Below are 23,074 nucleotides of genomic sequence, written 5' to 3'. Positions count from 1 at the left end.
CTGCGTTTTCCGTCGCCCTGGCTGAGCAGCTCCTGACGGTACCAATGAACTTTAAATTCGAATTAACTCAGCTTGTAAACATTTCCGTCAGCGATGAATGGGGTGAGGTGAAAGGTCGCGCCGAATACTCAGCACATGAGAACTCTTATTTTGTGCATTACAAGGCAGGAGATGGCCGAGCTGTAAGCGCATGGTTCGATGAGAGTGATCTGCTTGCTGTCGAGGATGAGAACCATCCGGGCTGCGCGGTTTATGCCGGTCGTGAGTTACCAGAAGGTGCAGTGGTAGAAGAGTAAGCATTACAGGTGGCCTTTGCGAGCCTCGCCATTGTGCGGGGCTTTTTTGTACCTGAATTTCACTGCGCAGTCGCATGCGCTATTAAACCCGAGCCTTTCAGAAAGCTGAGCCTGAGAACTGCCGAATATGGTGGCGACCATCTCGGGCGGCTTTTCTGTGCGAACAGGTTCAGCTTTCTAAAAGGATACGCTATGAGTGATGCAACATTTATCGATATTCCCGCCCTTGAATCAGAAGGGTATGAAATTAATGAGAACGGCACTATTTACTCAAGAAAGAAAGGGCGAATTTTAAAGGGAAGCATCAGGGGTGGATACCGCAGGTATTCTTTATGCATTGATGGCGAGGTAATCGATTTAAGCGAGCACAGACTTGTCGCCACAAAGTATATTCCCAACCCCGAGAACAAAAAAGAAGTCAATCACAAAGACAAAAACAGGCTGAACAACAAAATATCAAATCTTGAGTGGGTGACGACAACGGAGAATATTTTCCATAGTCATCACGGAAGCCATAAGGAACGGAACCTGTTAGTGAAAAGAGCCCGCGAGTTATGTGCATCTGGGATGGGTCAGACCAGCATTGCAAAATTACTGGGGGTTAGCTTCAGTACGATAAATTTATGGGTAAAAGGTGTTGGGAAAACTAAGCCTCGTTATACAGATGAATTTAAAATGAAAGCTATTAATATGAATTCACTTGGCCTTTCTCATACAACAATATCTCAAGCCCTAGGCGTAAGCGCTTCAATGGTCGGGCGCTGGTGTAACGGGAAATACATTTGAGTTAACCAAAGCCATCACCCTGCACCTACCGCGCACCCAGCGCATTGGCAGGTTGGTGGCTTTTTTATAAGGTGGGTAGCATGGCAGGTTTAAAAGAGCTGTCGGCTCAACTCCAGAGCGTGCGCAAGCAAATTCCATTTGCCACCGCGCTGGCGCTTACCAGCGTCGCCCGAAAGATAGAATCAGCGGAGAAAACCGCGTTTAAACGCCATCTGGAGAACCCCACGCCGTTCACGGTTAACTCTGTGAGGTCGTTTGGCGCTCGGAAAAGCAACTTGAAGGCCAAGGTGTTCGTGATGGATACCGCCGCCAGCTATCTGGAGCCATTCGAATTCGGTGGACAGCATAAGCTAAATAGCCAGGCGCTGTTGAACCCCAAAAACATAAAGTTGAACAAATACGGCAACCTGACGCGCAACAAGATGACGCAGTTAAAGGCAAAGCCGGATGTGTTCATTGGTGAATTATCAACTCGGTACGGTAGTGGCGTAAATGGTGTATGGCAGCGAGTGAAAGCCAAGAAAGGAAAGAAGGGCAAGAAGCGGCGGAAACGCTCAGCCAATGGCACACGACAGGCACGGATGAAGATGCCAGCACCGAAGCTGCTGATCCAGTTTGGTGATGCGCTGCCCGTTAAGCCTACGCTTGGTTACTTCGACCGGGCGCAAGCGATGGCCAATGCACTGATGCCTACAGAGCTAAGCCGGGCAATGGCCGAGGCTATGAGAACAGCCAAGTGATAGTAGGAGTAAATCATGGGAATGAAAGCGCCAACGGCACCACCGTATAAACGTGGAGATAAAGTCGTGCGCCCAGCACCTCCACCGCCGCCACCGAAGCCATACACAACAGGCAACCCAACACCAAGCCCTGACCCGAGCACAGCATATTGCTGCTGTCATGACCTCATTCTTCCGGGTGATGGGGCGACCTACCTGGTGCGGTTCAAAAAAGTTTGAGCCGATGCCCCTCCCCGTGGCCTCCAGAAAAAAATGGGTCCTTCCCAGCACTTTTGTAAAGCACGGGCATTGCGCGCCGCGTTCTGCGTCTAGCTATCAACTTTTGAAATTTGGGTAACAGGTAACACCTGAGGTAACAGATGAACCAGTCAGATTTTGCCAAACTTCACGGCGTCAGCCGAAAGACGGTAACGAGCTGGAAGGCCCGTGGTTGGCTGGTTCTGGCCGGAGACGACATTGATGTCGAAGCGTCAAACGCCAACATAGAGCGCTTCCGAAAAACTGTTACCCGACCGGAAAAAAAAGCAGCAGGTAACAGACAGGGTAACAAAACAGGTAACAGATCCCCGGGTAACAAGTCAGGTAACAAAAACGATAAGGATCTTCCCGAGTCAGCGACGAAAACCGTCGAGCGGATGATCGCCGAGCACGGCGTGACAATGACGCTTGATGAAGCGCGTCAGATGAAAGAAAACTTCCTCGCGTTGCTTACTCAGCTCGAGTACGACATTAAATCCGGGCAGGTGCTGCCGTACAAAGACATGATTGAGGCCGTAGGTAATGAATACGCCCGCATGCGCACCCGCCTCATTGCTATTGCTCCTGAACATGGCCCCCGGTTGCGGGTGCTGGCTTCTACCACCAACGACGCGGAGTTTGTCCAGGCACTGCAGGAGGTGGTTTACGAGGCGATGGAGGAATTGAGCCTTGATGCAGATAACAACCGAGGAGAGAACTAACGCTGCAGCCTGGCAGAATTTCACAGGGGAGCTGCGCCAGCGTCGCTCCGATGTTCGCCCCCCAGAGCCGCTTTCACTGAGTGAATGGGCCAACAAATACGCGGTGCTCTCGAAAGAAACCAGTGCGCAAACAGGCCGATTCCGATCTTTCGCCTATCAGGATGGCATGATGGATGCCATTACCGATCCGGCAGTGACACAGGTTTCTGTAATGAAGTCGGCGCGTGTCGGCTACACCAAGATCCTTGACCACGTTGTCGGCTATTACCTGGCGCATGACCCGTCGCCGATCCTCATCGTTCAGCCGCGTGTTGAAGATGCCGAGGACTACAGTAAAACCGAGATCGCGCCGATGTTGCGTGATACCCCAGTGCTGGCGGAAATATGCGGTGATCCGAAGGCCAAAGACAGTAACCAGACCATCCTCAAAAAGACGTTTGCCAACGGCGCTAATTTGACGCTGGTAGGGGCAAATAGCCCTGGTGGCTTCCGTCGAATCACCTGCCGCATTATTCTTTTTGATGAAGTGGACGGTTATCCGGCCGGTGGTGCCGGCGTAGAGGGCGATCAGATAGCCCTGGGCATTAAGCGTTCAGAAACTTTCTGGAACCGCAAGATTGCCCTGGGCTCGACGCCGACGGTCAAAGGAACCAGTCGTATTGAAAAGGCGTATGAGGAAAGCGATCAGCGCCGATATTACGTGCCATGCCCGCATTGTGGTGAACATCAGGTATTGGAATGGGGAGGCCCTGAGACACCTTACGGCATCAAATGGGACAAGGATGAGCACGGCGAGGGAATACCTGAAACGGCTTATTACGTGTGTCGTCACAATGGTTGCGTGATCCACCATAACGAAAAAGCGTCGATGGTGAGGCGTGGAGAGTGGCGGGCAAGCAAACCGTTTAAAGGTCATGCCGGATTCCACATCTGGGCAGGGTATAGCCTGTTCCCCAATGCCGCATGGAAATACCTGGTTGCCGAATGGTTGCGGGTTAAAAATGATCCGTTGATGCGGCAAACATTTATTAACCTGGTTCTGGGTGAGCCGTATGAAGATCGCGGTGAGAAAGCGCTGAGTGAGAAACGGTTGCTGGAACGCTGTGAAGTTTATGCGGCTGAAGTGCCTGATGGGGTTGCAGTGCTGACAGCCGGTATCGATACCCAGGACGGACGTTTTGAAATTGAAGTCACTGGCTGGGGCTGTAACGAAGAAAGCTGGTCTGTTGCCTTTGATGTGATCGAAGGTGACCTGGAAACCAATGAGCCGTGGCAGCGCCTTGATGCCTATCTCAAGCAGATATGGCGCCGGGCTGATGGGCGTGGTTTCACGATCATGGCGGCATGTATGGACTCCGGTGGCCATCACACCCAGAAAGTTTACGAGTTTGCCAAAGAACGTCTTGGCCGCCGTATTTGGGCGATCAAGGGGGAATCTGCACGCGGCGGTAAACGATCTCCGGTGTGGCCGACGAAAAAGCCAACGTCCAAGTCAAAAGCCAGTTTTAAGCCAATTATCATTGGAGTGAATGCGGCCAAAGATACCATCCGCGGGCGCTTGCATATTGATCCACCTGCGCCGGGTGAGGCTGCAGCCAGTTACATGCATTTTCCGACGGATCGTGATTTGAACTACTTTAGCCAACTGTTAGCTGAGCGTTCGGTTCTCAAAGTCTCCGGTGGCCAGCGTTATCGCGTTTGGGAACAAATACCCGGGCGGGCTAACGAAGCCCTGGACTGTCGGGTGTATAGCTATGCAGCATTGTGCGGGTTGTTTTATCTCGGGCTGAAACTGAATAAATTGGCTGACAATATTTCAGTGAATCCTGAACGTCTATTACCGGCGCCGCAGCAACCGGAAGAAAAACCAAACCTTCGTCTGCCTGGCGTCATCATAGAAGAGCCGGAAAAACCGAAGCGTAAACGCCTGTCACAACTTTTGCCCTCTTAAGGATCCCTATGTTTAATCGTAACACTAGCCTGCTGGCCGGTGCGATGACGCCTGAGCAATTGCGGGCTGCATTGGCAAAGGCGCAGCAAGCCTATATTGACCTTGCTGCCGGGGCCCGCGGCGTGTCGTTTTCGTATACGCAGGGTGATGGCACACGTTCCGTTTCATACCAACAAGCCTCTATGGCAGACCTGATGGCGTTGATCCAGTTGCTTCAGGCTCAGTTGGGTATTGTTCCCCGCCCACGCCGGCCGATGAGGTTTAGATACTGATGAGTGACATCAAGATTTTAGGTCCAAATGGGCAACCGCTACCGCCATCAAGGTCAAGGGCGTCCATGCTGGTGGGCGGAAGTCGGGTTCCATACGACGCGGCTGACTCTTTCAGTGACCAGTTAGCAAACTGGCAGCCGGCACTGTGGTCACCCGACAATGAGATCAATATTTACCGCGATCGCATTGTCTCCCGTGTACGGGATTTGGCCCGCAATGATGGGTGGGCCAGTGGCAGTATCACCCGTGTGCTGGATAACGCCGTTGGCGCTAACTTTCGCCCCATCCTAAAGCCTGATTACCGCATGCTGGCGCTTATGACGGGTAACAGTTCGTTTGACGCTACCTGGGCGGATGAATACGGAAAAGTGATCGAGGCACACTGGCGGTCATGGGCGCAGGATGACCCTGGGCGTTATTGTGACGTTGAGAGGAAACAGACGGTGTCGCAAATGCTGCGGCTGGGTTTTCGTCACAAGCTGATTGATGGCGATGCGCTGGCTGTTCTGCAATATCGCCCAGATCGACTAGGCCACGGGCGAGGGCGCTATGCCACTACGGTGCAGATTGTAGACCCTGACCGCCTGAGCAACCCGCAACAAAATTTTGATATGCCTAACATCCGCGGCGGTGTCGAAATTGATGATGATGGCGCTCCTGTGGCCTACCACATCCGCGAAGCGCATATCGGCGACTGGTGGAGTGGTGCCAAAACGATGACCTGGCGGCGTATCCCGCGGGAAACGGACTGGGGGCGCCCGCATGTTGTGCATGATTATGACCATGAGCGTGGCGCCCAGCATCGTGGGAACGGGATATTAACGCCGGTCGTACAACGACTGAAAATGCTCATCAAGTACGATCAGACAGAGCTGGAAGCGGCAATACTGAACGCGGTATTCGGCGCTTATGTTTCCTCGCCGTATGATCCGCAGATGGTTGAAGCGGCAATGGGGGAAAACTTCGACGACACCAGTATTGGCGCTTATCAAGACGGGCGTATTGAGTTCCATAATGATCGGCGCATATCGCTGCAAAATGGGTCAAGAATGCCTATTTTGTACCCCGGTGAAAAAATAGAAACGGTTAACGCTTCGAGGCCACACAGCAATTTTGAGGTGTTTGAGAGCGCTGCATTGCGCAACATCGCCGCTGCTACCGGGCTTTCTACCCAGCAGGTAACACAAGATTGGTCTGACGTTAACTACAGCTCTGCGCGTTCTGCGATGTTGGAGGCGTGGAAAACGTTGACCCGCCGGCGTGATGATTTTTCTGTCGGGTTTGCCCAGCCGATCCTGTCCGCATTTATCGAAGAAATTCACGACACGGAAGATTTACCACTGCCGAATGGCGCTCCTCATTTTCTGGATGCTAGGGCGGCTTATTGTCGTGCACGCTGGATGGGGCCTGGACGTGGTTGGGTGGACCCGGTGGCAGAGAAAAAAGGCGCCATTCTCGGTATGGATGCCGGACTTTCAACGCTGGAAATGGAAGCGGCGGAAAATGCCGGCGAAGATTGGGAAGAAATGCTGGACCAGCGGAAACGCGAAATTGACGCGTTTAAAGAACGTGGGCTTCCGTTGCCAACTTGGGCTCAGGCCGAAATCTTCGCACCAGAAACGATAAAAGATCCGGAGGCAGAGTGAATTTACCGCACCTGGCGCAGCGGCTATTTAACACGCCGCTGGCGCTGCACCCACAAAAAGCCGAAGTCGTCATGGCCGCCATGATGGACCGGTTCGGGATAACCCGCATTAATACCCTGGCCTCTGACTGGCTGGGAGAAGACGACAGTTTTACCCGTAAAGCACGTAAGCAGGATGCGGGTTATGACGTGGTCGGTGGTATTGCCGTCATCCCCGTTCAGGGGACGTTGGTTCAGAAACTCGGCTCGTTGCGGCCCTACAGCGGCATGAGCGGTTACGACGGAATACGCCAATCATTCCTCACAGCAATGAATGATCCTGAGGTGAACGGCATCTGTCTGGATATCGATTCACCCGGGGGAGAGGTTGCTGGATGTTTTGACCTGGTGGACGAGATTTATCACGCCCGGGGCTCAAAACCGATCCACGCCATCCTGACCGAAAATGCCTATTCCGCAGCGTACGCTATTGCCAGCGCTGCTGACCGGATCTATGTTCCGCGCACCGGAGGCGTTGGCTCAATCGGTGTCATCGTAATTCACTGTGACTGGTCACAGCGAATTAAAGAAGACGGGCTGGCGGTGACCATTATCACCTATGGCGACCGCAAGGCCGAAAGCAATCCTTACGTCAAACTGACCGATCAGGCCCGCGCCGCGATTCAGGATGATGTGGATACGATGGGTAGGCTTTTTGTCAGCACAGTAGCCCGAAATCGGGGGATCTCTGAGAAAACTATCCGTAACACCCAGGCTGCCTGTTTCCTGGCGGCTGATGGCGTCAAGTTGGGGCTTGCCGATGCAGTCATGACCCCTGACGCCGCATTCCGAAAATTATTCACCGAAGCAGGAGCTTAACGTATGTCTTACTCAAAATTTGCCCACCTGATGGGTTTTAAGAAAAAAGCCTCAGAAGATGAGGACGACGACAAAGAGAAAGGTAAAAAGGCGAAATCACGCCGTGCGGAAGAAGAGCGCGATGACGAAGAGGACGCCGAAGAGGAGGATGATCGCGAAGACATGGAAGACGATGATGACAGCGATCCTGATGCCGAAGAGGACGACGACAAAGGAAAGGGCAAAAAGGCTAAGTCTCGTCGTGCGGAAGAAGACGATGACGCTGATGCAGAAGAAGACGACGAAAACCGCGATGTGAAAAAAGGTCGTCGGGCTGAGCGTAAACGCTGTGCTGCTATCTTTGGCAGTAAGCATGCCGCCGGCCGACCTGATATGGCGGCGCACTTGGCGTTCAATACCCGCATGAGCGCGGGTGAAGCCATTGGCACGCTGGCAACGATGGGGGCTGTTGCTCCGGCGAAAACAGCGCGTGTATCGCTGGATTCGCGTATGCAAGCCGAACAGGTACGGCTGGGCCCGGATGGCGGCAAGCCCGCCCCGGGGAAAAATGCGCTGGCAAGTAAGATGACCAGCCTCTATGACTCTGCACGAGGTATCAAGTAATGGACCAGTTTGGACAAAATCAATTCGCACCGGGCATGGAAAGTTCGCTGTTCGTACCCGATCAGCTGGTTTCCGGCCCGTTACAGCTGGTCACCGACTCGGTCACGATCGGTGTTTCAGGTGCGCTTAAACGTGGGACGGTACTCGGCATGGTCACCGCGACCGGCGCGTACATCCCAAGCAAAAAAGACGCTACCGACGGCAGTGAAAAGCCGTCCGCCATTTTGGTCGATAACGTAGACACCACCACTACAGCACAAACTGGCGGTGTGTATCTGATGGGTGAATTTAACCAGCATCGCCTGATCTTCGATGCGACCTGGACCATTGCTGAACTGAAAGCGCAATTCCGCCCTCTGGCCATCTTCCTGCGCGATAGCATCCAGTCGCCAGTATCCTGATCTAACCCTTTTGAAACGTAACTGATGCCAGTGCTTTGGCAGGGTTGCACTCGTCCTGAATTCTGGCCGGCTACGGTGCCGGCATCATAAAGAGACTGAATATGGAAAACATTTTTGATACCAGCGTGCTGGTGCAGGTCGTCCCTAACCTGAAAACCAGCCAGAACTGGCTTCTGGATCGCTTCTTCCCAAACGTTGTGACGTACGAAACGGAAGAAGTAGCCATTGATGTGGACGTGGGTCTGCGTCGTATGGCGCCATTCGTATCGCCACTGGTGGAAGGCAAACTGGTCGAGAGTCGTAAATACCAGACCAATACCTTCAAGCCTGCGTACATCAAAGATAAGCGTGCTCCGGACCTGCGCAAGCCAATCCGCCGGCAGATCGGTGAGCGTATCGGCGGCGAATTTACCGCTGCTGAACGTGAAATGCTGAACCTGCAATTTGAGATGGCCGATCAGATTGACATGATCAACCGTCGTCTGGAATGGATGGCCAGCAGCGCCATGGTGTCAGGGAAAGTCACCGTTGCAGGGGACGGTTATGAAACTAAAGTGGTTGATTTTGGCCGCTCACCAGACCTGACCATCACGCTGAGTGGCGCGGATAAGTGGCCGTTAACCGTCGCAGCAGGAGCGACTAATACCCATCCATCGGACGATATTGAGGAATGGCAGACACTGATCCTCAAAAACTCCGGCGCGGTACCGACGGACCTGGTCTTTACCAACAAATCGTGGAAAGCGTTTCGACTGGATACCACGATCAAGGATAACGCCATTACATTCCCGGCACTGAGCCCGTTCGGCAATCAGATTAATGCTGGCGCGCAGGTACAGAAAGGGGCTGTTTATAAAGGCCGTTGGGGCAACTTCGACCTGTGGCTGTATAACGACTGGTTCATTGACCCGCTGGACAATATCGAAAAACCGATGATCCCTGATGGTGCGGTAATCATGTCCGGCGCTGACCTGATGGGAACTCGGGCATTCGGCGTGATCCTTGACCCAAAATTCAATTACGGCCCTCTGGCCTATGCCCCTAAAACCTGGGTGAAAGAAGACCCGGCACAGCGCTTGTTGATGATGCAGTCTTCACCTCTGGTTATCCCAAGTCGGGTAAATGCCGCTCTCTGCGCTACGGTGGTGTGATATGGCAAAAAAAACGCAAGAAAACGAACTGGGCGGCTTGCCGCCCGAGTTACTTGTCGGTGAGCAGGAAAGCCCGGAAACGTTGAAGGTTGACACACAGGACCACGATAATTCTACCGACACCGACACCGACACCGACACCGACACCGACACCGACACCGGCGATGATTCGGATGACGATGAGGACGGTGAAAAGCTGCCGGACGGCATGTTTTCAGTGGTTGTCACCAAAGGTAATACGGTGCGCCATGATGGCTGTGACTATTCAGAAAACCGGGCGTTCACGTTGCCGGTAGCGGATGCGCAGCGGTTGATAGGTCTGGGTGTGGTTGCTGATGTTGAACAACTCCGCAAGCTGGCGTTGCTTCGCAGTGCGCCGGCCGTAACTGTGCAATCGGGGGAGTAATGGGTATCGACTGGGATCAGCATTTGCTTGCACCGTTGCACGGCGTTTTTGGTGACCCGGTTGACTACCGGCCAGCCGGCGGTGCGCCGTACACCGTCAGCGGCATTTTTGATCGTGCCTATACGCAAGAGGTCGAGCCGCTGGACAACGGCAGCACTATCAACACCACTTCTCCGGTGTTGGGAGTGCGTGATAGCGAGTTCCGGGCTCGGCCAAAGCAGGGGGATCGTGTGTTCGTCGGTATCGTCGGTGGGGTACCGGTTAATACGCTGTTTGCCGTGTCGGACGTTCAACCGGATAGCCATGGCGGGACAAAGCTTATTCTCAATAAGGTGAAAGTATGAATGCCAGAGGGATAAGGCTACTGGTCATTGAGGCGCTGAAGAATAAAACAGATGCAGGCGATCGGGTTTATTCGCCACGGGACTGGCCGACCACAGCGGACATGTACCCGGTTATTCTGGTGCAAACGCCGATCGACGTTAAGAGCTCACTGGGCCGAAATGTTCCCCAGTTCAACACTGTGACCACGGTTCGCCTTACGGGCCGCCTGCAGGAGTTGGATGATGCGGCGAAAGACAATGGGGCAGAGAAGGCAGAAGAGGCGTTGGAAGAATTGCGCGAGCAGATAGAGCGCGCGGTAATCAATAGCTATGAACTGACTCGCAAGATTCAGCAGTTTCTGCAGGTGCGCTCTGCCATTGGTATTGATGCCGACGGTGAAGGGCATACAGCCCAATTGCTAATGGATCTGGATATTGAATATTACCAGGGCCCTGAGGAGTTCTATGAAATCGATACTGAACCTCTTGAGGGGATTGACGCAACGATCGCCATGCCTGATGGCACCCCCGAACCACTCGTAAAAATCGATCTGGAGTAACCCTATGTTTGTGAAACCCGCACCGGGGCGCATTGTGCGCGATCCGGTCAAAGGCACCTTTTTGCCTGAATCCGGCGAACAGGTACCCGACAATATTTTTTGGGGGCGCCGCCTGAAGGATGGCGATGTTGAAAAATTCGACCCTAAAGCGGCCGCAAAGCCAGCGACAGGGAAGAAAATCCAGGAGAATGATCAATGACCGTTCCATTTAATCGCCTTCCTTCCAATCAGCGCGCGCCATTTTTCTATGCTGAGTTTGATAACTCGATGGCCAACACGGCGACTGCGGTTCAGCGCACGCTGCTGATCGGGCAAATGCTGTCTACGGCAACTGCAACGCCAGGTATCCCGCAAAAGGTATCGTCTGATTCTGCTGTCGCCGGCATCTGTGGCAGCGGTTCAATGTTGCACAACATGATGACCGCGTACCAGGCCAATGACATTTCAGCGGAGCTCTGGATTTTGCCTCTGGCTGATGGCACCACGGGAACCACTGCAGCAACCGGAAAATTGCAGGTCGTGACAGCTGCAGCCGCTACCGGCGTGCTGTCTCTCTATATTGCTGGCGTGCGTGTGCAACTGACGGTGGTCAGCACTGATGACAACGTTGCTGTGGCGGCCGCCATTGCGGCCGTGATCAACGCTCAAAGCAAATTGCCAGTCATCGCCGAGGTGGATTCCGCTGCTACCGACACAGTCAAGCTGACGGCGAAGAACAAAGGTGCGCACGGTAACAGCATCGACATTCGTCTGAATTATCAGGGGGCCGCCGGCGGAGAAGAAACCCCTCAGGGTATGGAACTGAAAATAACGGTTATGGCAGGTGGGGCCGGTGCGCCAGCGCTGACGGACGCGCTGGGTAATCTGCAAGATCGGGCTTTCGATTTTATCGTCAACCCGTATACGGACACCACGTCACTGGATGCCGTGAAAGAGTTCCTTTCCGATGCCACCGGCCGCTGGTCCTATGCTCAGCAGCTTTATGGGCATTCTTTCGGCGCTCTGGCGGGTACCTACGGCTCTCTGTCTGCTGCCGGAGAGGCTCGCAACAACCAGCATGAAACCCTGTTAGGCATTAACGGGTCACCAACACCCGCCTACCTGTGGGCAGCCGCGTTAACCGGCGCCATTGCACCTAGCCTGCGTAATGACCCGGGGCGTCCGACACAAACGCTGACCATCAGTGGTGTTTTGGCGCCGCAGTTAGAAGATCGCTTCACACTCACGGAACGAAATAACCTGCTCTATAGCGGTATTTCTACTTTTACCGTGGCTGATGACGGCTCTGTGCAGGTTGAAAAGACGATCACCACCTACCAGAAAAACAAGTTTGGCGACGCGGACGATAGCTATCTGAATATCGAGACGTTGTTTCTGTTGATGTTTGTGACGCGTTTCCTGCGCACTCAGATCACCTCCAAGTTCAGCCGCATGAAGCTGGCCAATGATGGCACGCGATTTGCGCCGGGTTCGGCCATTGTTACGCCGAATGTGATCCGCGCAGAACTGATCGCCCAGTATCGCACGCTGGAATACAACGGTTATGTGCAGGATTCCGCGAAATTTGCCCAAACGTTGCTGGTGGAGCGAAACAGCAGCAACACCAAGCGCATCGATGTGCTGTGGACCGGCACGCTGATCGACCAACTGGAAATTTTCGCACTACTCAATCAATGGCGCCGTGCGCAGACAGCAGCCTAAGGAGGATTTATGGGAGATACAACTAACCGCCTGGCCGGTACCGCTTACGTCACCATCGATGGGCTAACGGTCATGGTCGCCGGCCAGTTCAAGTACAGCCCCGGTAAAGTGGAACGGACCACGTTGACCGGGATGGATACTGTCCATGGTTACAAGGAAAAACCACGGGCACCGTTCATTTCTTACCAGGCGCGTGACAGCGGCGGCACGTCGATCGCGCAAATCAACGACTCAACCAATGTTTCTGTTGTTGTTGAGTTGGCTAACGGGAAAACCATCATCGGCGAAAATATGTGGTCCGTGAACACGCAAGATGTTGATAGCGAAGAAGCGGTGTTTGATGTGCGCTGGGAAGGCGGCTCGGTAACGGAGTATTGATATGGCTGTACTTGATAAAACCAAAACGATTGTGCTCTGCCAGGTGCTGACAGTGGGCGATACGCGTTATGAACATCTGGACCTGAAAGAGCCAGCGTTGGCTGAAGTGGAACAGTTTTATGACATTCAGCGTGCCAAGAACAGCATGGCCGCAATGAAGCTACTGATCGCCCTGAATGCGGGCGTGACTGAAAAAGCGTTGGGTGCCATGGCATTTACCGATTACCGGAAATGTGAGGACTTTCTGATGTCTTTTTTAACCTTCGATCCCTCGACGGATGGCAACAGTTAGCCGCTGAGGTGACGAAGTATTACGGGTGGGGGCCACGTGATGCGTGGTCTCTGACCCGTACCCGGTTGGATTTTTGGGCTAACCAAGCCCGGCGCATTAACAAAGCGAAGGCGGGTAAGTAATGGCCAACTCATTCGATTTTGAGCTGAAGGCTAATGACGAGGCGTCGGCCGCGATATTGCGCATTGAAGAGGTGGTAAAAAACCTCAATCCGCTCCTGGATAAAACGCGCGATGCCCTGGCGTTGGGTGGACAGGATTCGAGAGACAATCTGGACGATTTGGGGAGTCGCTTTGACGTTCTGGCAAAGAACGCCCGCAGCGGTGTCCAGTTTGTTGGTGATCTGGTCCCGCCCCTGAAAATGGTGGGCGGTCTCACTCTGGGACTGGGTGGCGCAGCGGCGGTCGTCAATGTCGTTAAAAACAACCTGACCAACTTTGCCAACACCGGTTACCGCATCGATACCATTGCGAAAAACGTCAGCATGACGGCGGATGCTTTTCAGGAACTGACGGGTGCCATGATTGAGAACGGCAGCGCACGAGAAGCTGCCGAGGGCTCAGTTGGCGATTTGTTCGAGAAAGCGAACGATGCAGCGCATGGGCGTAATGATGGATTTTTGGCACTCCTGAAACAGCGTGGGGTGGGAATTAGTCTAACCAAGGATGGGCTGGCGGATGTTGGCAAGCTGGTTAACGATCTCAACCGCTCCATGCAGTCTCTGCCAACTGGCCAGCAAGCATTGTTTGCCAATAAGCTGGGACTTTCGCCTGAACTGCTCAGCTATTTACGCAACACCACCAGTGAAGTGCAGCGCCTGAAGGATCAGGCTCGCCGTGATGGCCTTATTTTTAGCGATAAGGACCTGCAGAATGCCCTGGCATTTAAACAGCAACTGAACCAGATCGGTGCAGCCTATGATGGGATGTTGCTGAAGGGGCAGGCCTGGCTGGGGCAATCTGAGACGCTAGCGGCGTCGGTGGATCAGATTAAACAGGTTATGACCAACGGCCTGGACAGCACTGCGGTCGGGTCCATTCTGACGTTTAACCGTGGCGGAAAGCAGGCCGATATCATCCGTAATGCACAGGGTGACGATAAATTTAAAGACACGCTTTCCTGGAAAGAAAAGCTGGATTTAAAACTGGGTTATGCATCAGAAGATCTGATCAAAAAGCTCGATGGGTATTACAAGCCGGTTTGGCGCGCGGATCGGTTGAAAGGGGATTTGGATAAAATTTCTGGTATGCCGGGGCCCGGAGATGGGGTTTCTACGCCGTATGGCCAGCCTGGGAATAATGCGCTGGGTTTGCGGAATAATAACCCCGGTAACTTGCGAGCGGCCCCCAATGCCACGGGAAGAAATGGCGGGTTTGTCACCTTTGAAACCCCCGAAGATGGGTTGGCTGCACTATCACGCCAACTGATGTTATTCGGCGACCGTGGCAAAAATACGCTAAATAGCATGATCCCAACCTATGCGCCTTCAAGTGAAAACAATACCCAGGCATATATTGAGGCTGTGGCAAAACAGACGGGCTTTAACCCATCTGAACCGCTGGACCTGCATTCTCCCGGGGTGCTGGAAAAGCTTATTCCCGCCATCATCAAGCATGAAAATGGTGCTCAGCCGTACACAGCAGACGAGATATCGAAAGGGATCAATGATTCTGTGAATGATGTGCGCTGGAGTGGTTTACGAGACCAGAACAATTTATTTAGCCAGCGTCAGTCAGGTGTTTTCGAACAGGGTGATTCTACGGTACCGCTAACGGCCCAATCACCAAAGGCATCTGAAACGCCAGTCTCACTATTCACCCCTAAAACTGATGGTGAAGCAGCGATGGGCCAGATCACCGAGGCCATGTCGAAGGCGATGGACGAGAATAAGTTCCAGTTGGAAATTACCCTGGTGAATCCTCAGACCGGGGAACGCCGAAAAGTGCAAACAGAAGGGGGAGGTAGAGTAGCATTATCTATGCAATCAATTAGTTGAGGTGTGTAAAAATCTAAGGTTGATTATGACTTTTATATTGCTAATCTGAGTTTACAGTATTGGAAAAGCTGAAAGGAAATCAACGTGAAATATATCTTACCTTGTATATTATTAGCATTCTATAGCAGTGCTTCTTTAGCAAATGTTCCTATGTCATATGTTTGTGGAAATCATTATGTGCAGCTTTATACCAACTCCAATATGGCGTTGGATGGAGCCTCTTTAGATAATGAGACGACAAAAAATGTCGGAATGAATAGAGAAGTAATTGATGGGTTGGCACATACCCAGGTTAGCTTTATTTTCAAAAACAAAAAAATGGGTGTTCTTGACTATCGCGAAGATGGGTTCACCACGCTCCAACTCGGGAAAATGATTATGGATGTTGCAATGCCTGATGGGGACGGAAAAATACGATGCAGGATCCCTCTTGGGGATCAATGAATAATTGCTTTTAACTTATACCCGCTTCGGCGGGTTTTTTATTTCAGGAGGGATGATGGCTCTGATCACTGATGCGCTTTCTTCACTATTGGGCAGTGGCGAGAGTTGGGACTGGTTTGAGCATATTCACCCTGCGTCGTTTCGTGGCGTACCTTTTGCTGTTGTCAGCGCCGAAGGGGTGTTTGGCCGCCGGCAGGCGGTGCATGAATATCCCTACCGCAACACCGCCTGGGTGGAAGATCTGGGCCGCGGCACCCGAAAAATGACCATTCGTGGTTTCATTGTGCATAACAGCCTGGCGTATGACGCGCCTGATGTTATCACTCAGCGAAATTCGCTGGTGGCCGCCTGTGAAATGGAGGGGGCTGGTACGCTGATCCATCCTACGCTGGGGGAACTCACGGTTAGCGTTCCTGATGGTGGTCTGCGCGTGCTGGAAAGTGTAGATAACGGGCGATCGTTCGAATTCACACTCACCCTCATTGAGTCCGGTCTAAAGGTTTTCGCCATTACCGGCAGCACACAGGCTGCTTCCCTGGTTCAAACCAATTGGCTACGCACCGGCTTGATGGCAGCCACCAAATTTATCGCAACGGTGAAGGGCGAGATCCGGAGTGTCACCCAAACCATCAAGACGCTACGAAACACGGCAGCGTTTTGGGGAAACATGGTGAAAGGCACGGCCAACGAAGTGACGAACCTCAGCAACGTCCTGAAATCTACCTTCGGCAGCGCCCGCTATGGCAGGTATAGCAAAGGGAGTGTGGGCGGTGGGGTGTCCGGTTCTACCGGTGCGATTAACCGATCAGACGATACGGCGGATTACGCTGGGCTGGTTCATCAAAAAATGGCTGAGGCGGTGACTGGCCGTGCAACGTTGCTGACCCTCACGGCCACCTTCGAGAGTGTGGCCGCAGTCGATGCCTTTCCTGTCGATGCGAGGGCGATCATTGATGAGGTGATAACGGTAAGTGGCAGCGTTGAGGAAAAGATCCGCATGCTGGAAACCTTGTCCTCATACCGAAATGCGACGTTTTACGCGACGGATGCAGAAAATGCCATTGCTCAAAGTGCCACGATCCTACTTTGCGTTTTATCCGCTGGCGCCCTGGCTGTGGTTGCTGCCGACTATGAGCCTTCAAGCTATGACGATGCCATTTTGATGTTAAACCGCGTCTGCGACACGCTGGATGACGTTTTACTGATGGCAGCTGATGCCGGCGACGATGACGACTATCTCAATTTGCTGGAAACGCGAAACGCCCTCGTCAATGCGTACGGGCAGAAGGGCGCGGAACTGAGCTCGCTTACTCAAGTTGTTCTGTCTGCGTCATTGCCGGCGTTGACGCTGGCTAATCGCCTTTACCAGGATGCCGCGCGCGGTGACGAGCTGGTGCAGTCAGTTCAGCCGCGCCATCCAGCCTTTATGCCGACAAAATTCAGGGCGCTGAGAAAATGAAAGATGAACTGATATTGAAGGTAGACAACAAAATCATTCAGGGCTGGGATGAGGTAAGGGTAACGCGCGGCATTGAACGTTTACCCTCTGATTTCGATTTGTCTCTGATGGATTACTACCCAGGTACAGACGAGAAACAACTCGTTAAAAAGGGAGACGCGTGCCAGGTCATGCTGGGTAACGACCTGGTGATAACGGGATACATCGATCGCTGGTCTCCGACGCTTTCGAAATCACGCCATGAGGTCAGGGCAAGCGGGCGAAACAAATGCCAGGACCTGGTGGACTGTTCAGCAGAATGGCCCAATAACGTCATCAGCCAGGCTAACGCGCTGCAAATAGCTCAGCGCCTGGCGACGCCCTACGGCATAAAGGTTGCCTCTGACGTGACCGATCTGGTGACGGTGCCGCAATTCACGTTGAACTGGGGCGAGTCGTCGCAAGAAATTATCGACAGGATCTGCCGGTGGGCGGCATTGCTCTATTTTGATACGCCCGATGGTGATCTGCGTTTGACCCGGGTGGGTACTCGCAAGGCTGCCAGCGGTGTGGCTCAAGGTGAGAACATTGAAACGGCGTCATTGATGGACTCGATGGACGAGCGATTTTCCGATTATGTCGGCGTATCGATGTCGATGACGCCCGCGATGGAACTGTCACCTGACAGTGGATATTCAGCGGTTGCACTGGCAAAAGCGCAAGACCCTGAGGCGGCAAAAATGCGGTATCGCAACCGCATAATCATTGTTGAAAGCACGATGAACTCTCATGGCCAGGCGCAAAGCTGCATCGACTGGGAAATGAACCGACGCTATGGCCGGTCAAGGCAACTGCAGGTGACGGTAGATAGCTGGCGTGACAAAGACGGCAAGCTGTGGGAACCCAATACCCTCATCCCCATCAAGATCCCTACGTTCGGACTCCCGGATGAGCTGTGGCTCCTCTCTGAAGTGACCTTTATTCGAAATGGTTGGGAGGGGACAACGGCGCGGATGGTGCTCATGCCTCCCGAGGCTTTCGCGGTGCAACCTTACCAATTTTATAGCCAGGTGCAGGAGCTTAATTGATGAGTGGCGATATTTTGAGGCAACTCGGCCGGCGCGTGTCCATGATGCTCGGCATTGGCCGGATCACCGCACACAGCGACGCTGGCGGCATACAAAAGCTTCAGTATCAGACGCCGCTGGAAGTGCGTGGCGAAACACCGCGTATGGCTGAATTTGGCTTTTCTTCAGGTCTGCCGGTGGGCACTGATGTTGTGCTCGCCTATTTGGGGGGGGATCGCTCCAGCGCTGTGATAGTGGCCAGCAACAACCAGCAATACCGGCAATCTGGTTTAAAGCCCGGCGAATCGGTCATTTATAACCAGTGGGGCATGTTTATAAAACTGACTGAGAACGGCATTGAAGTTGAAGCCAAAGGCCAGCCGGTGACGGTCAGCAACGCAACAACGGTAACGGTCACAGCAACAGAGAAAATTCGGCTTGATACGCCACGCCTTGAGGTGACAGGTGACGTCATTGACAACTGCGACAGCAATGTAGCCACGCTGAAACAACTGCGTGATGGGCATAATGATCATGACCACATCGTGAAAAACGTGCAGAGCGGCAACGATGAGAAAACCAGCGAGAAACCCAGGGAGCCTGTTGAATGAGTGATATCAGTTCTTTCTGGGACGTCGAACGCCTGGCGGCTGATTGGCGAGAAGGGCGCGGCGATTTGGTCAGCGGCGACGACCTGCAGACCGCAATCATTATCAGCCTGTTTACCGATCGGGTGGCACGCGATGATGACGATATTGATGGTGATGATCGGCGGGGTTGGTGGGGGGATGCCGACGAGGAAAATGATATTGGTTCCCGCCTGTGGTTGCTGCGACGGCAGAAACTGACTCAGGCAGTCGCGCAAAAGGCTGAAGATTACTCCCGGGAGGCGCTGCAATGGTTGGTGACTGATGGTGTGGTGTCGTCGTTTTCTGTCGCGACTCAGATCGTTTATCCCCGCCGTCTGAACATGGTGATCCGCTATCAAAGGCCGGGGAATGGTAACGATACGGATATGCGCTTTTTTTGGGTTTGGGAGCAATAAATTATGCCATTCAAGCGGCCTACATTAACCGAGCTGCGTGAGAAGAACCGCACACAGCTTCAATCAGAGCTCAGAAAAACTGGCGCGTTATTGCGTTATTCCAATATGCGCGTGCTGGCCGACGCCGATGCCGGCTTGGCTCATTTGCATTACGGCTATCTGGATTACATCGCGCTGCAGGCGACACCTTTTAATTCCACCGATGAATGGCTGGCGGGATGGGCAGGCCTGAAAAGTGTTTACCAGAACGCCGCCAATCCGGCGTCAACACCCTCCTATCAATTCAGTGGGACGGCAGGGGCACCCGTTGGCAAAGGGGTTGTATTGCGCCGCGGTGATGGTTATCGCTACAGCCTTGTTGATGCCGTGACGATCGGTGCTGATGGTACCGCTCATGGGAAACTTACCGCTATCCTGCCTGATATTATTGATGCGCCCAATGGGGGAGGAATTGACGGCAATGCTGATGCCGGTACTTCTTTGACACTCGATATCTCATTACCTGGTGTTGATGCCAGCGGTGTAATGATTGAACCCGCGACCGGTGGCGCTGATATTGAAACGCAGGAAAGTTTGCGCGCCCGCATGCTGTTGGCATACCAAAGCCCGCCGCAGGGCGGCAGTGATACGGATTATAAGCAATGGGCGTTGGCGGTGCCTGGCGTTACACGTTGTTGGCCCAAGAGGCGGTTGATGGGGGCAGGCAGCGTTGGGGTGTACATCATGTGTGATGGCAACGATGAAACCAACCACGGCTTTCCTGTTGGGACTGACGGCATATCACAGTTGGATGACTGGGGAGCGCAAAAGGCAACAGGTGATCAAGGTCGGGTGGCTGACTACATATACCCACTGGCGCCAGTGACTGCCCTGGTGTATGTCTGCTCCCCTGTGGCCAAGACGATTAATTTTGAGATCAGCGGTATCAGCCATGTTGGCAGCGATATTACTGCTGCAATCGATGCGGCCATTGATAACGTGTTCTTTGAGGGGGGAACGCCTGAAGGAAATGGAAAGATTTTTCTCTCTGACTTGAACAGGGCGATCGGGGATATTGATGGTACCGCTGGTTTTATCCTGGTATCGCCTGCGGCGAATATTGAACTTGGCGTGGGAGAACTGCCGGTGCGCGGTGAGGTGAACTATACATGAGCCAATTTACCGCAGAGAATTATCAGCAGGCTTTGCAGGCACTCATTCCAACCGGGTTGGCGTGGCCACGGGATCAGAACAGCATTCAGGCCGCCGTTATTCGTGCGTTGTCTATCAGCTTTCAGCGCAGTGACACTGATGCAATCGCATTGTTGGTCGGTGCATTTCCAGAAACGGCGACAATTATGCTCACCGAATGGGAAAAAACGCTTGGATTACCTGATGACTGTTCTATCGGAGAGGTTGATACCATTGCCAAGCGTCAGGCCGCTGTAGTATCGAAATTCATCAGCACAGGCGGCCAATCCCGCTCCTATTTCATCGGTATAGCCAATGCGCTGGGTTATAACATCACCATTAAAGAGTATCGTGAAGCCCGCGCAGGCTTGTCCGTTTGTGGCGATGGGCTGAATGGGGATGAATGGCCTTTTGTCTGGCTTGTTGAAGCGGAAGACACAACCATTACGTATGCACGATGTGGAATGTCATACTGTGGTGATCCTTTGGCCTCCTGGGGGAACAGGCAGCTTGAGTGCAGAATAAGTGCATTGGCTCCATCTCACACTTTGGTAAAATTTGGATATATCTACTTTGGATTTAACGACGAAGGCGTTTATGACGTAACGCCTGAGTTTGCAAACATATTCGATACCGCCTCCGGATACCTTTAATTCAATTCGACATTCACTTTATCGTTCAATGAGCGAGGATAAGACATGCAAAAAGTTGGAAGTGTAACTGAAACTGCCGATCAGAACGGCGAGTTTACTAATGGTAATGTTGCACAGGGGGTTCCCCCTACAATATTAAAAGCCGAGATATTCAACACTTGGCAACGCGAATTAGTGGGTGTGGTCGAAAACTCGGGTATTTCTCTAGATCCTGCTAATGATGGACAGTTGCTTTTAGCAATTAAGAATATCATTCAGCAGGTTGGTAATAAACAAGCCCGGTTTGAAACGTCGGGTAATTTCATTGTGCCAGCTGGAATCAAAACCGTGTATATCACTGCGTGCGCTGGTGGTGGCGGCGGTGGCGGCGGCGGTGGGTGTATAGCCGGTGGGTATGGTGGTTCTGGCGGTGGCGGAGGCGCGGGATATTCAGTGGTTAAAAAAGCGATTACGGTAACACCAGGAGCAACATACGCGGTGACTATAGGCACTGCTGGGCAAGGTGGAATCGGTGGTACAAACTCAGGTACAGATGGGCAAAGTGGTACAGCAGGATCGGCAACCTCGTTTGGGACATTGTTAAATCTCGCCGGTGGTTCAGGCGGCGGCTTAGGCGGAGGTTCACAATCTTCTGGCGGGGGTGGTATCGGCGGTGGACTTGGTGGTGGTGATGGTAGCGATGGAGGAAGCCGCGGCGGTGTCGGGGGCATGGGAGGTGGCGGCCCGCTGGGAACTGCTGGTGGCAGTGGTCGTGCTGGAAATACTGGGGGTAAAGATGCAAGTTCAGGCTATGGCTTTGGAACAGGTGGCGCTGGTGGTGGTGGTGGGTATGATTTAGCCGCTAACGGTGGGAAAGGTAGCCCAGGAACTCCAGGGCTGATGCTAATTGAGTGGTAATGAATAAGGGGCTAAGCCCCTTATTCATAATATATATTTAGTGATTTTTATTTTTCTCAATGGATAAATTATAACAAAGCAAAGTATGCTTACTGTTATGGCCAACGCCGGAACTGACAACCAGCGGTTTTGGAATAAATTAGTTATAGGATCTAACAACTCACGAAGAATCATTAAGTGCAGGCAATATATCCCAAGTGAGAATGATGATATTATCTTTGTCAGCTTGAAGGTTTTCCCTTCTGGGTTTAGTCTAATGTTAGATAGATAAATAAACAATGAAACTGTACTGATAATTATCAGCGGGGAGTTTCTTTCAAAGAATAAAGGAGATGTTATGCCTACATCTTTTGTAATTACACCCATGCTAGAAGAATATGAATAAGTCAATATAGCTATGCTTAGGCTAGATGCTATGAATATAAATAATGGAGTTATGCTTTTTTGTGTTTCATTTTTTCCTGTAATATGGTCACGAAGGAATGCTCCTAAGAAATACCACCCGATCAAGCCAAAGAAAGAGTACAGTTCATATACATTTAATAAATCAAATTGCATGTCAAAAAACTGCCTTGCGACTGGGTATAGAGAGTAAATAATTGCCCACATAACAAGGAAGTATGTTTTTGTTTCTTTTGTTGAGTTTAAATATGCCGCTGAAATAATTGGAGAGAATAACAAAACACCAATCATAGAGTATAAATACCACAAATGATAATAAACCGGCCCGGCAATTATTGTTTTAATGACATTCAAGCTTAATAGGCGTGAATCACCCAGCCAAATCAAGTAAATAACTGACCAAAAAATCAATGGTGGAATGATACGTGCAGCTCGCTTTTTTAGGAAGTATGATAACGAGTATTTGTTATTTATTAGTAGCGCGCCAGAAATCATTATAAACATCGGGACGGCAAATCTAGAAAATGAGTTAAATAAATTTAAAGCCCACCATTCACCGTTAATGCTGTTAATGTTAAAAATACACGAATGTATAACGATTACGGCAAAGCATGCAATTACCTTCATTAGATATAAAGAG

Annotated in this window: 29 protein-coding genes; 27 read left to right on the top strand and 2 right to left on the bottom strand. The window is 52.2% G+C overall.

Annotated features, from left to right (window positions below; all coding sequences use genetic code 11):
• Positions 1–44 precede the first annotated feature (44 nt).
• The 3 genes from AAZT04_RS12745 to AAZT04_RS12735 all read left to right on the top strand — a co-directional run bounded on the left by AAZT04_RS12745 (position 45) and on the right by AAZT04_RS12735 (position 1,822).
• On the top strand, positions 45–296 hold the full coding sequence (locus AAZT04_RS12745) for a hypothetical protein (RefSeq protein ID WP_434680794.1): 252 nt from the start codon (positions 45–47) through the stop codon (positions 294–296).
• A gap of 192 nt (positions 297–488) precedes the next feature.
• On the top strand, positions 489–1,082 hold the full coding sequence (locus tag AAZT04_RS12740) for an HNH endonuclease (protein ID WP_434680370.1): 594 nt from the start codon (positions 489–491) through the stop codon (positions 1,080–1,082).
• A gap of 80 nt (positions 1,083–1,162) precedes the next feature.
• Positions 1,163–1,822: a hypothetical protein gene (locus AAZT04_RS12735; RefSeq protein ID WP_434680368.1), complete on the top strand. Its 660-nt coding sequence runs from the start codon at positions 1,163–1,165 to the stop codon at positions 1,820–1,822.
• A gap of 13 nt (positions 1,823–1,835) precedes the next feature.
• Here the strand turns inward: AAZT04_RS12735 and AAZT04_RS12730 are convergent, their stop codons facing one another.
• Positions 1,836–1,970, bottom strand: coding sequence for a hypothetical protein (locus AAZT04_RS12730; protein ID WP_434680366.1), 135 nt, complete (start codon positions 1,968–1,970; stop codon positions 1,836–1,838).
• Positions 1,971–2,181: 211 nt separating this feature from the next.
• Here AAZT04_RS12730 and AAZT04_RS12725 point away from each other — a divergent pair, with 211 nt between their 5' ends.
• The 24 genes from AAZT04_RS12725 to AAZT04_RS12610 all read left to right on the top strand — a co-directional run bounded on the left by AAZT04_RS12725 (position 2,182) and on the right by AAZT04_RS12610 (position 22,032).
• Positions 2,182–2,781, top strand: coding sequence for an RNA polymerase subunit sigma-70 (locus AAZT04_RS12725; RefSeq protein ID WP_259189571.1), 600 nt, complete (start codon positions 2,182–2,184; stop codon positions 2,779–2,781).
• A complete protein-coding gene (locus tag AAZT04_RS12720; RefSeq protein WP_259189953.1) occupies positions 2,753–4,732 on the top strand; it encodes a phage terminase large subunit family protein in 1,980 nt (659 codons plus the stop codon). The genes AAZT04_RS12725 and AAZT04_RS12720 overlap by 29 nt, the downstream gene beginning before the upstream one ends.
• 8 nt (positions 4,733–4,740) lie before the next feature.
• Positions 4,741–5,004, top strand: a complete 264-nt coding sequence (gene gpW / locus AAZT04_RS12715; RefSeq protein WP_145549823.1) for a gpW family head-tail joining protein — start codon at positions 4,741–4,743, stop codon at positions 5,002–5,004.
• Entirely contained in the window at positions 5,004–6,650 is a 1,647-nt protein-coding gene (locus tag AAZT04_RS12710) for a phage portal protein (protein WP_434680363.1), read from the top strand. Before gpW ends, AAZT04_RS12710 begins: the two co-directional genes overlap by 1 nt.
• On the top strand, positions 6,647–7,507 hold the full coding sequence (locus tag AAZT04_RS12705) for a S49 family peptidase (RefSeq protein ID WP_259189569.1): 861 nt from the start codon (positions 6,647–6,649) through the stop codon (positions 7,505–7,507). Before AAZT04_RS12710 ends, AAZT04_RS12705 begins: the two co-directional genes overlap by 4 nt.
• A gap of 3 nt (positions 7,508–7,510) precedes the next feature.
• Positions 7,511–8,110 carry a hypothetical protein gene (locus tag AAZT04_RS12700; RefSeq protein WP_434680360.1) on the top strand — a complete coding sequence of 200 codons (600 nt, stop codon included), beginning with the start codon at positions 7,511–7,513 and terminating at the stop codon, positions 8,108–8,110.
• Complete coding sequence (locus AAZT04_RS12695) at positions 8,110–8,511, top strand: head decoration protein (protein ID WP_211130801.1); 402 nt, start codon at positions 8,110–8,112, stop codon at positions 8,509–8,511. Before AAZT04_RS12700 ends, AAZT04_RS12695 begins: the two co-directional genes overlap by 1 nt.
• Before the next feature lie 101 nt (positions 8,512–8,612).
• Positions 8,613–9,662, top strand: coding sequence for a major capsid protein (locus tag AAZT04_RS12690; RefSeq protein WP_259189566.1), 1,050 nt, complete (start codon positions 8,613–8,615; stop codon positions 9,660–9,662).
• A 1-nt stretch (position 9,663) separates the two neighbouring features.
• Complete coding sequence (locus AAZT04_RS12685) at positions 9,664–10,068, top strand: hypothetical protein (RefSeq protein WP_434680358.1); 405 nt, start codon at positions 9,664–9,666, stop codon at positions 10,066–10,068.
• Positions 10,068–10,412 (top strand): head-tail joining protein, encoded by a 345-nt coding sequence (locus AAZT04_RS12680; RefSeq protein ID WP_259189563.1) that lies wholly within the window; start codon positions 10,068–10,070, stop codon positions 10,410–10,412. Before AAZT04_RS12685 ends, AAZT04_RS12680 begins: the two co-directional genes overlap by 1 nt.
• Positions 10,409–10,951: an ATP-binding protein gene (locus AAZT04_RS12675; protein WP_259189562.1), complete on the top strand. Its 543-nt coding sequence runs from the start codon at positions 10,409–10,411 to the stop codon at positions 10,949–10,951. Before AAZT04_RS12680 ends, AAZT04_RS12675 begins: the two co-directional genes overlap by 4 nt.
• Before the next feature lie 4 nt (positions 10,952–10,955).
• Positions 10,956–11,150 (top strand): DUF2635 domain-containing protein, encoded by a 195-nt coding sequence (locus tag AAZT04_RS12670; protein WP_129940355.1) that lies wholly within the window; start codon positions 10,956–10,958, stop codon positions 11,148–11,150.
• Positions 11,147–12,652 (top strand): phage tail sheath subtilisin-like domain-containing protein, encoded by a 1,506-nt coding sequence (locus AAZT04_RS12665; protein WP_259189560.1) that lies wholly within the window; start codon positions 11,147–11,149, stop codon positions 12,650–12,652. Before AAZT04_RS12670 ends, AAZT04_RS12665 begins: the two co-directional genes overlap by 4 nt.
• A gap of 9 nt (positions 12,653–12,661) precedes the next feature.
• Positions 12,662–13,030 (top strand): phage tail tube protein, encoded by a 369-nt coding sequence (locus AAZT04_RS12660; protein ID WP_062790459.1) that lies wholly within the window; start codon positions 12,662–12,664, stop codon positions 13,028–13,030.
• A 1-nt stretch (position 13,031) separates the two neighbouring features.
• Positions 13,032–13,322: a phage tail assembly protein gene (locus AAZT04_RS12655; protein WP_234529136.1), complete on the top strand. Its 291-nt coding sequence runs from the start codon at positions 13,032–13,034 to the stop codon at positions 13,320–13,322.
• A 121-nt stretch (positions 13,323–13,443) separates the two neighbouring features.
• The gene (locus AAZT04_RS12650) at positions 13,444–15,318 is read left to right on the top strand and encodes a hypothetical protein (protein WP_434680353.1); all 1,875 of its coding nucleotides are present in this window, start codon (positions 13,444–13,446) and stop codon (positions 15,316–15,318) included.
• An 84-nt stretch (positions 15,319–15,402) separates the two neighbouring features.
• Positions 15,403–15,762, top strand: coding sequence for a hypothetical protein (locus AAZT04_RS12645; RefSeq protein ID WP_234529138.1), 360 nt, complete (start codon positions 15,403–15,405; stop codon positions 15,760–15,762).
• A 55-nt stretch (positions 15,763–15,817) separates the two neighbouring features.
• Complete coding sequence (locus AAZT04_RS12640) at positions 15,818–17,221, top strand: DNA circularization protein (protein WP_434680351.1); 1,404 nt, start codon at positions 15,818–15,820, stop codon at positions 17,219–17,221.
• Positions 17,218–18,288 (top strand): phage baseplate assembly protein, encoded by a 1,071-nt coding sequence (locus tag AAZT04_RS12635; RefSeq protein ID WP_434680349.1) that lies wholly within the window; start codon positions 17,218–17,220, stop codon positions 18,286–18,288. The genes AAZT04_RS12640 and AAZT04_RS12635 overlap by 4 nt, the downstream gene beginning before the upstream one ends.
• A complete protein-coding gene (locus AAZT04_RS12630) occupies positions 18,288–18,878 on the top strand; it encodes a phage baseplate assembly protein domain-containing protein (protein ID WP_234529141.1) in 591 nt (196 codons plus the stop codon). The genes AAZT04_RS12635 and AAZT04_RS12630 overlap by 1 nt, the downstream gene beginning before the upstream one ends.
• Positions 18,875–19,312, top strand: a complete 438-nt coding sequence (locus AAZT04_RS12625) for a phage GP46 family protein (RefSeq protein WP_234529142.1) — start codon at positions 18,875–18,877, stop codon at positions 19,310–19,312. The genes AAZT04_RS12630 and AAZT04_RS12625 overlap by 4 nt, the downstream gene beginning before the upstream one ends.
• 3 nt (positions 19,313–19,315) lie before the next feature.
• Entirely contained in the window at positions 19,316–20,464 is a 1,149-nt protein-coding gene (locus AAZT04_RS12620) for a baseplate J/gp47 family protein (RefSeq protein ID WP_434680347.1), read from the top strand.
• Complete coding sequence (locus AAZT04_RS12615) at positions 20,461–21,135, top strand: YmfQ family protein (RefSeq protein WP_234529144.1); 675 nt, start codon at positions 20,461–20,463, stop codon at positions 21,133–21,135. The genes AAZT04_RS12620 and AAZT04_RS12615 overlap by 4 nt, the downstream gene beginning before the upstream one ends.
• A 45-nt stretch (positions 21,136–21,180) precedes the next feature.
• Complete coding sequence (locus AAZT04_RS12610) at positions 21,181–22,032, top strand: phage tail protein (RefSeq protein WP_434680345.1); 852 nt, start codon at positions 21,181–21,183, stop codon at positions 22,030–22,032.
• A gap of 24 nt (positions 22,033–22,056) precedes the next feature.
• Here the strand turns inward: AAZT04_RS12610 and AAZT04_RS12605 are convergent, their stop codons facing one another.
• Entirely contained in the window at positions 22,057–23,061 is a 1,005-nt protein-coding gene (locus AAZT04_RS12605) for an acyltransferase (RefSeq protein ID WP_434680792.1), read from the bottom strand.
• Between the last annotated feature and the right edge of the window lie 13 nt (positions 23,062–23,074).

It is taken from the genome of Serratia sp. Je.1.23.a (assembly GCF_051129805.1).
Taxonomy (GTDB): domain Bacteria; phylum Pseudomonadota; class Gammaproteobacteria; order Enterobacterales; family Enterobacteriaceae; genus Serratia; species Serratia liquefaciens.
The sequence above is the reverse complement of the archived record's forward strand: the minus strand, read 5'-3'. Positions and strand labels throughout refer to the sequence as shown.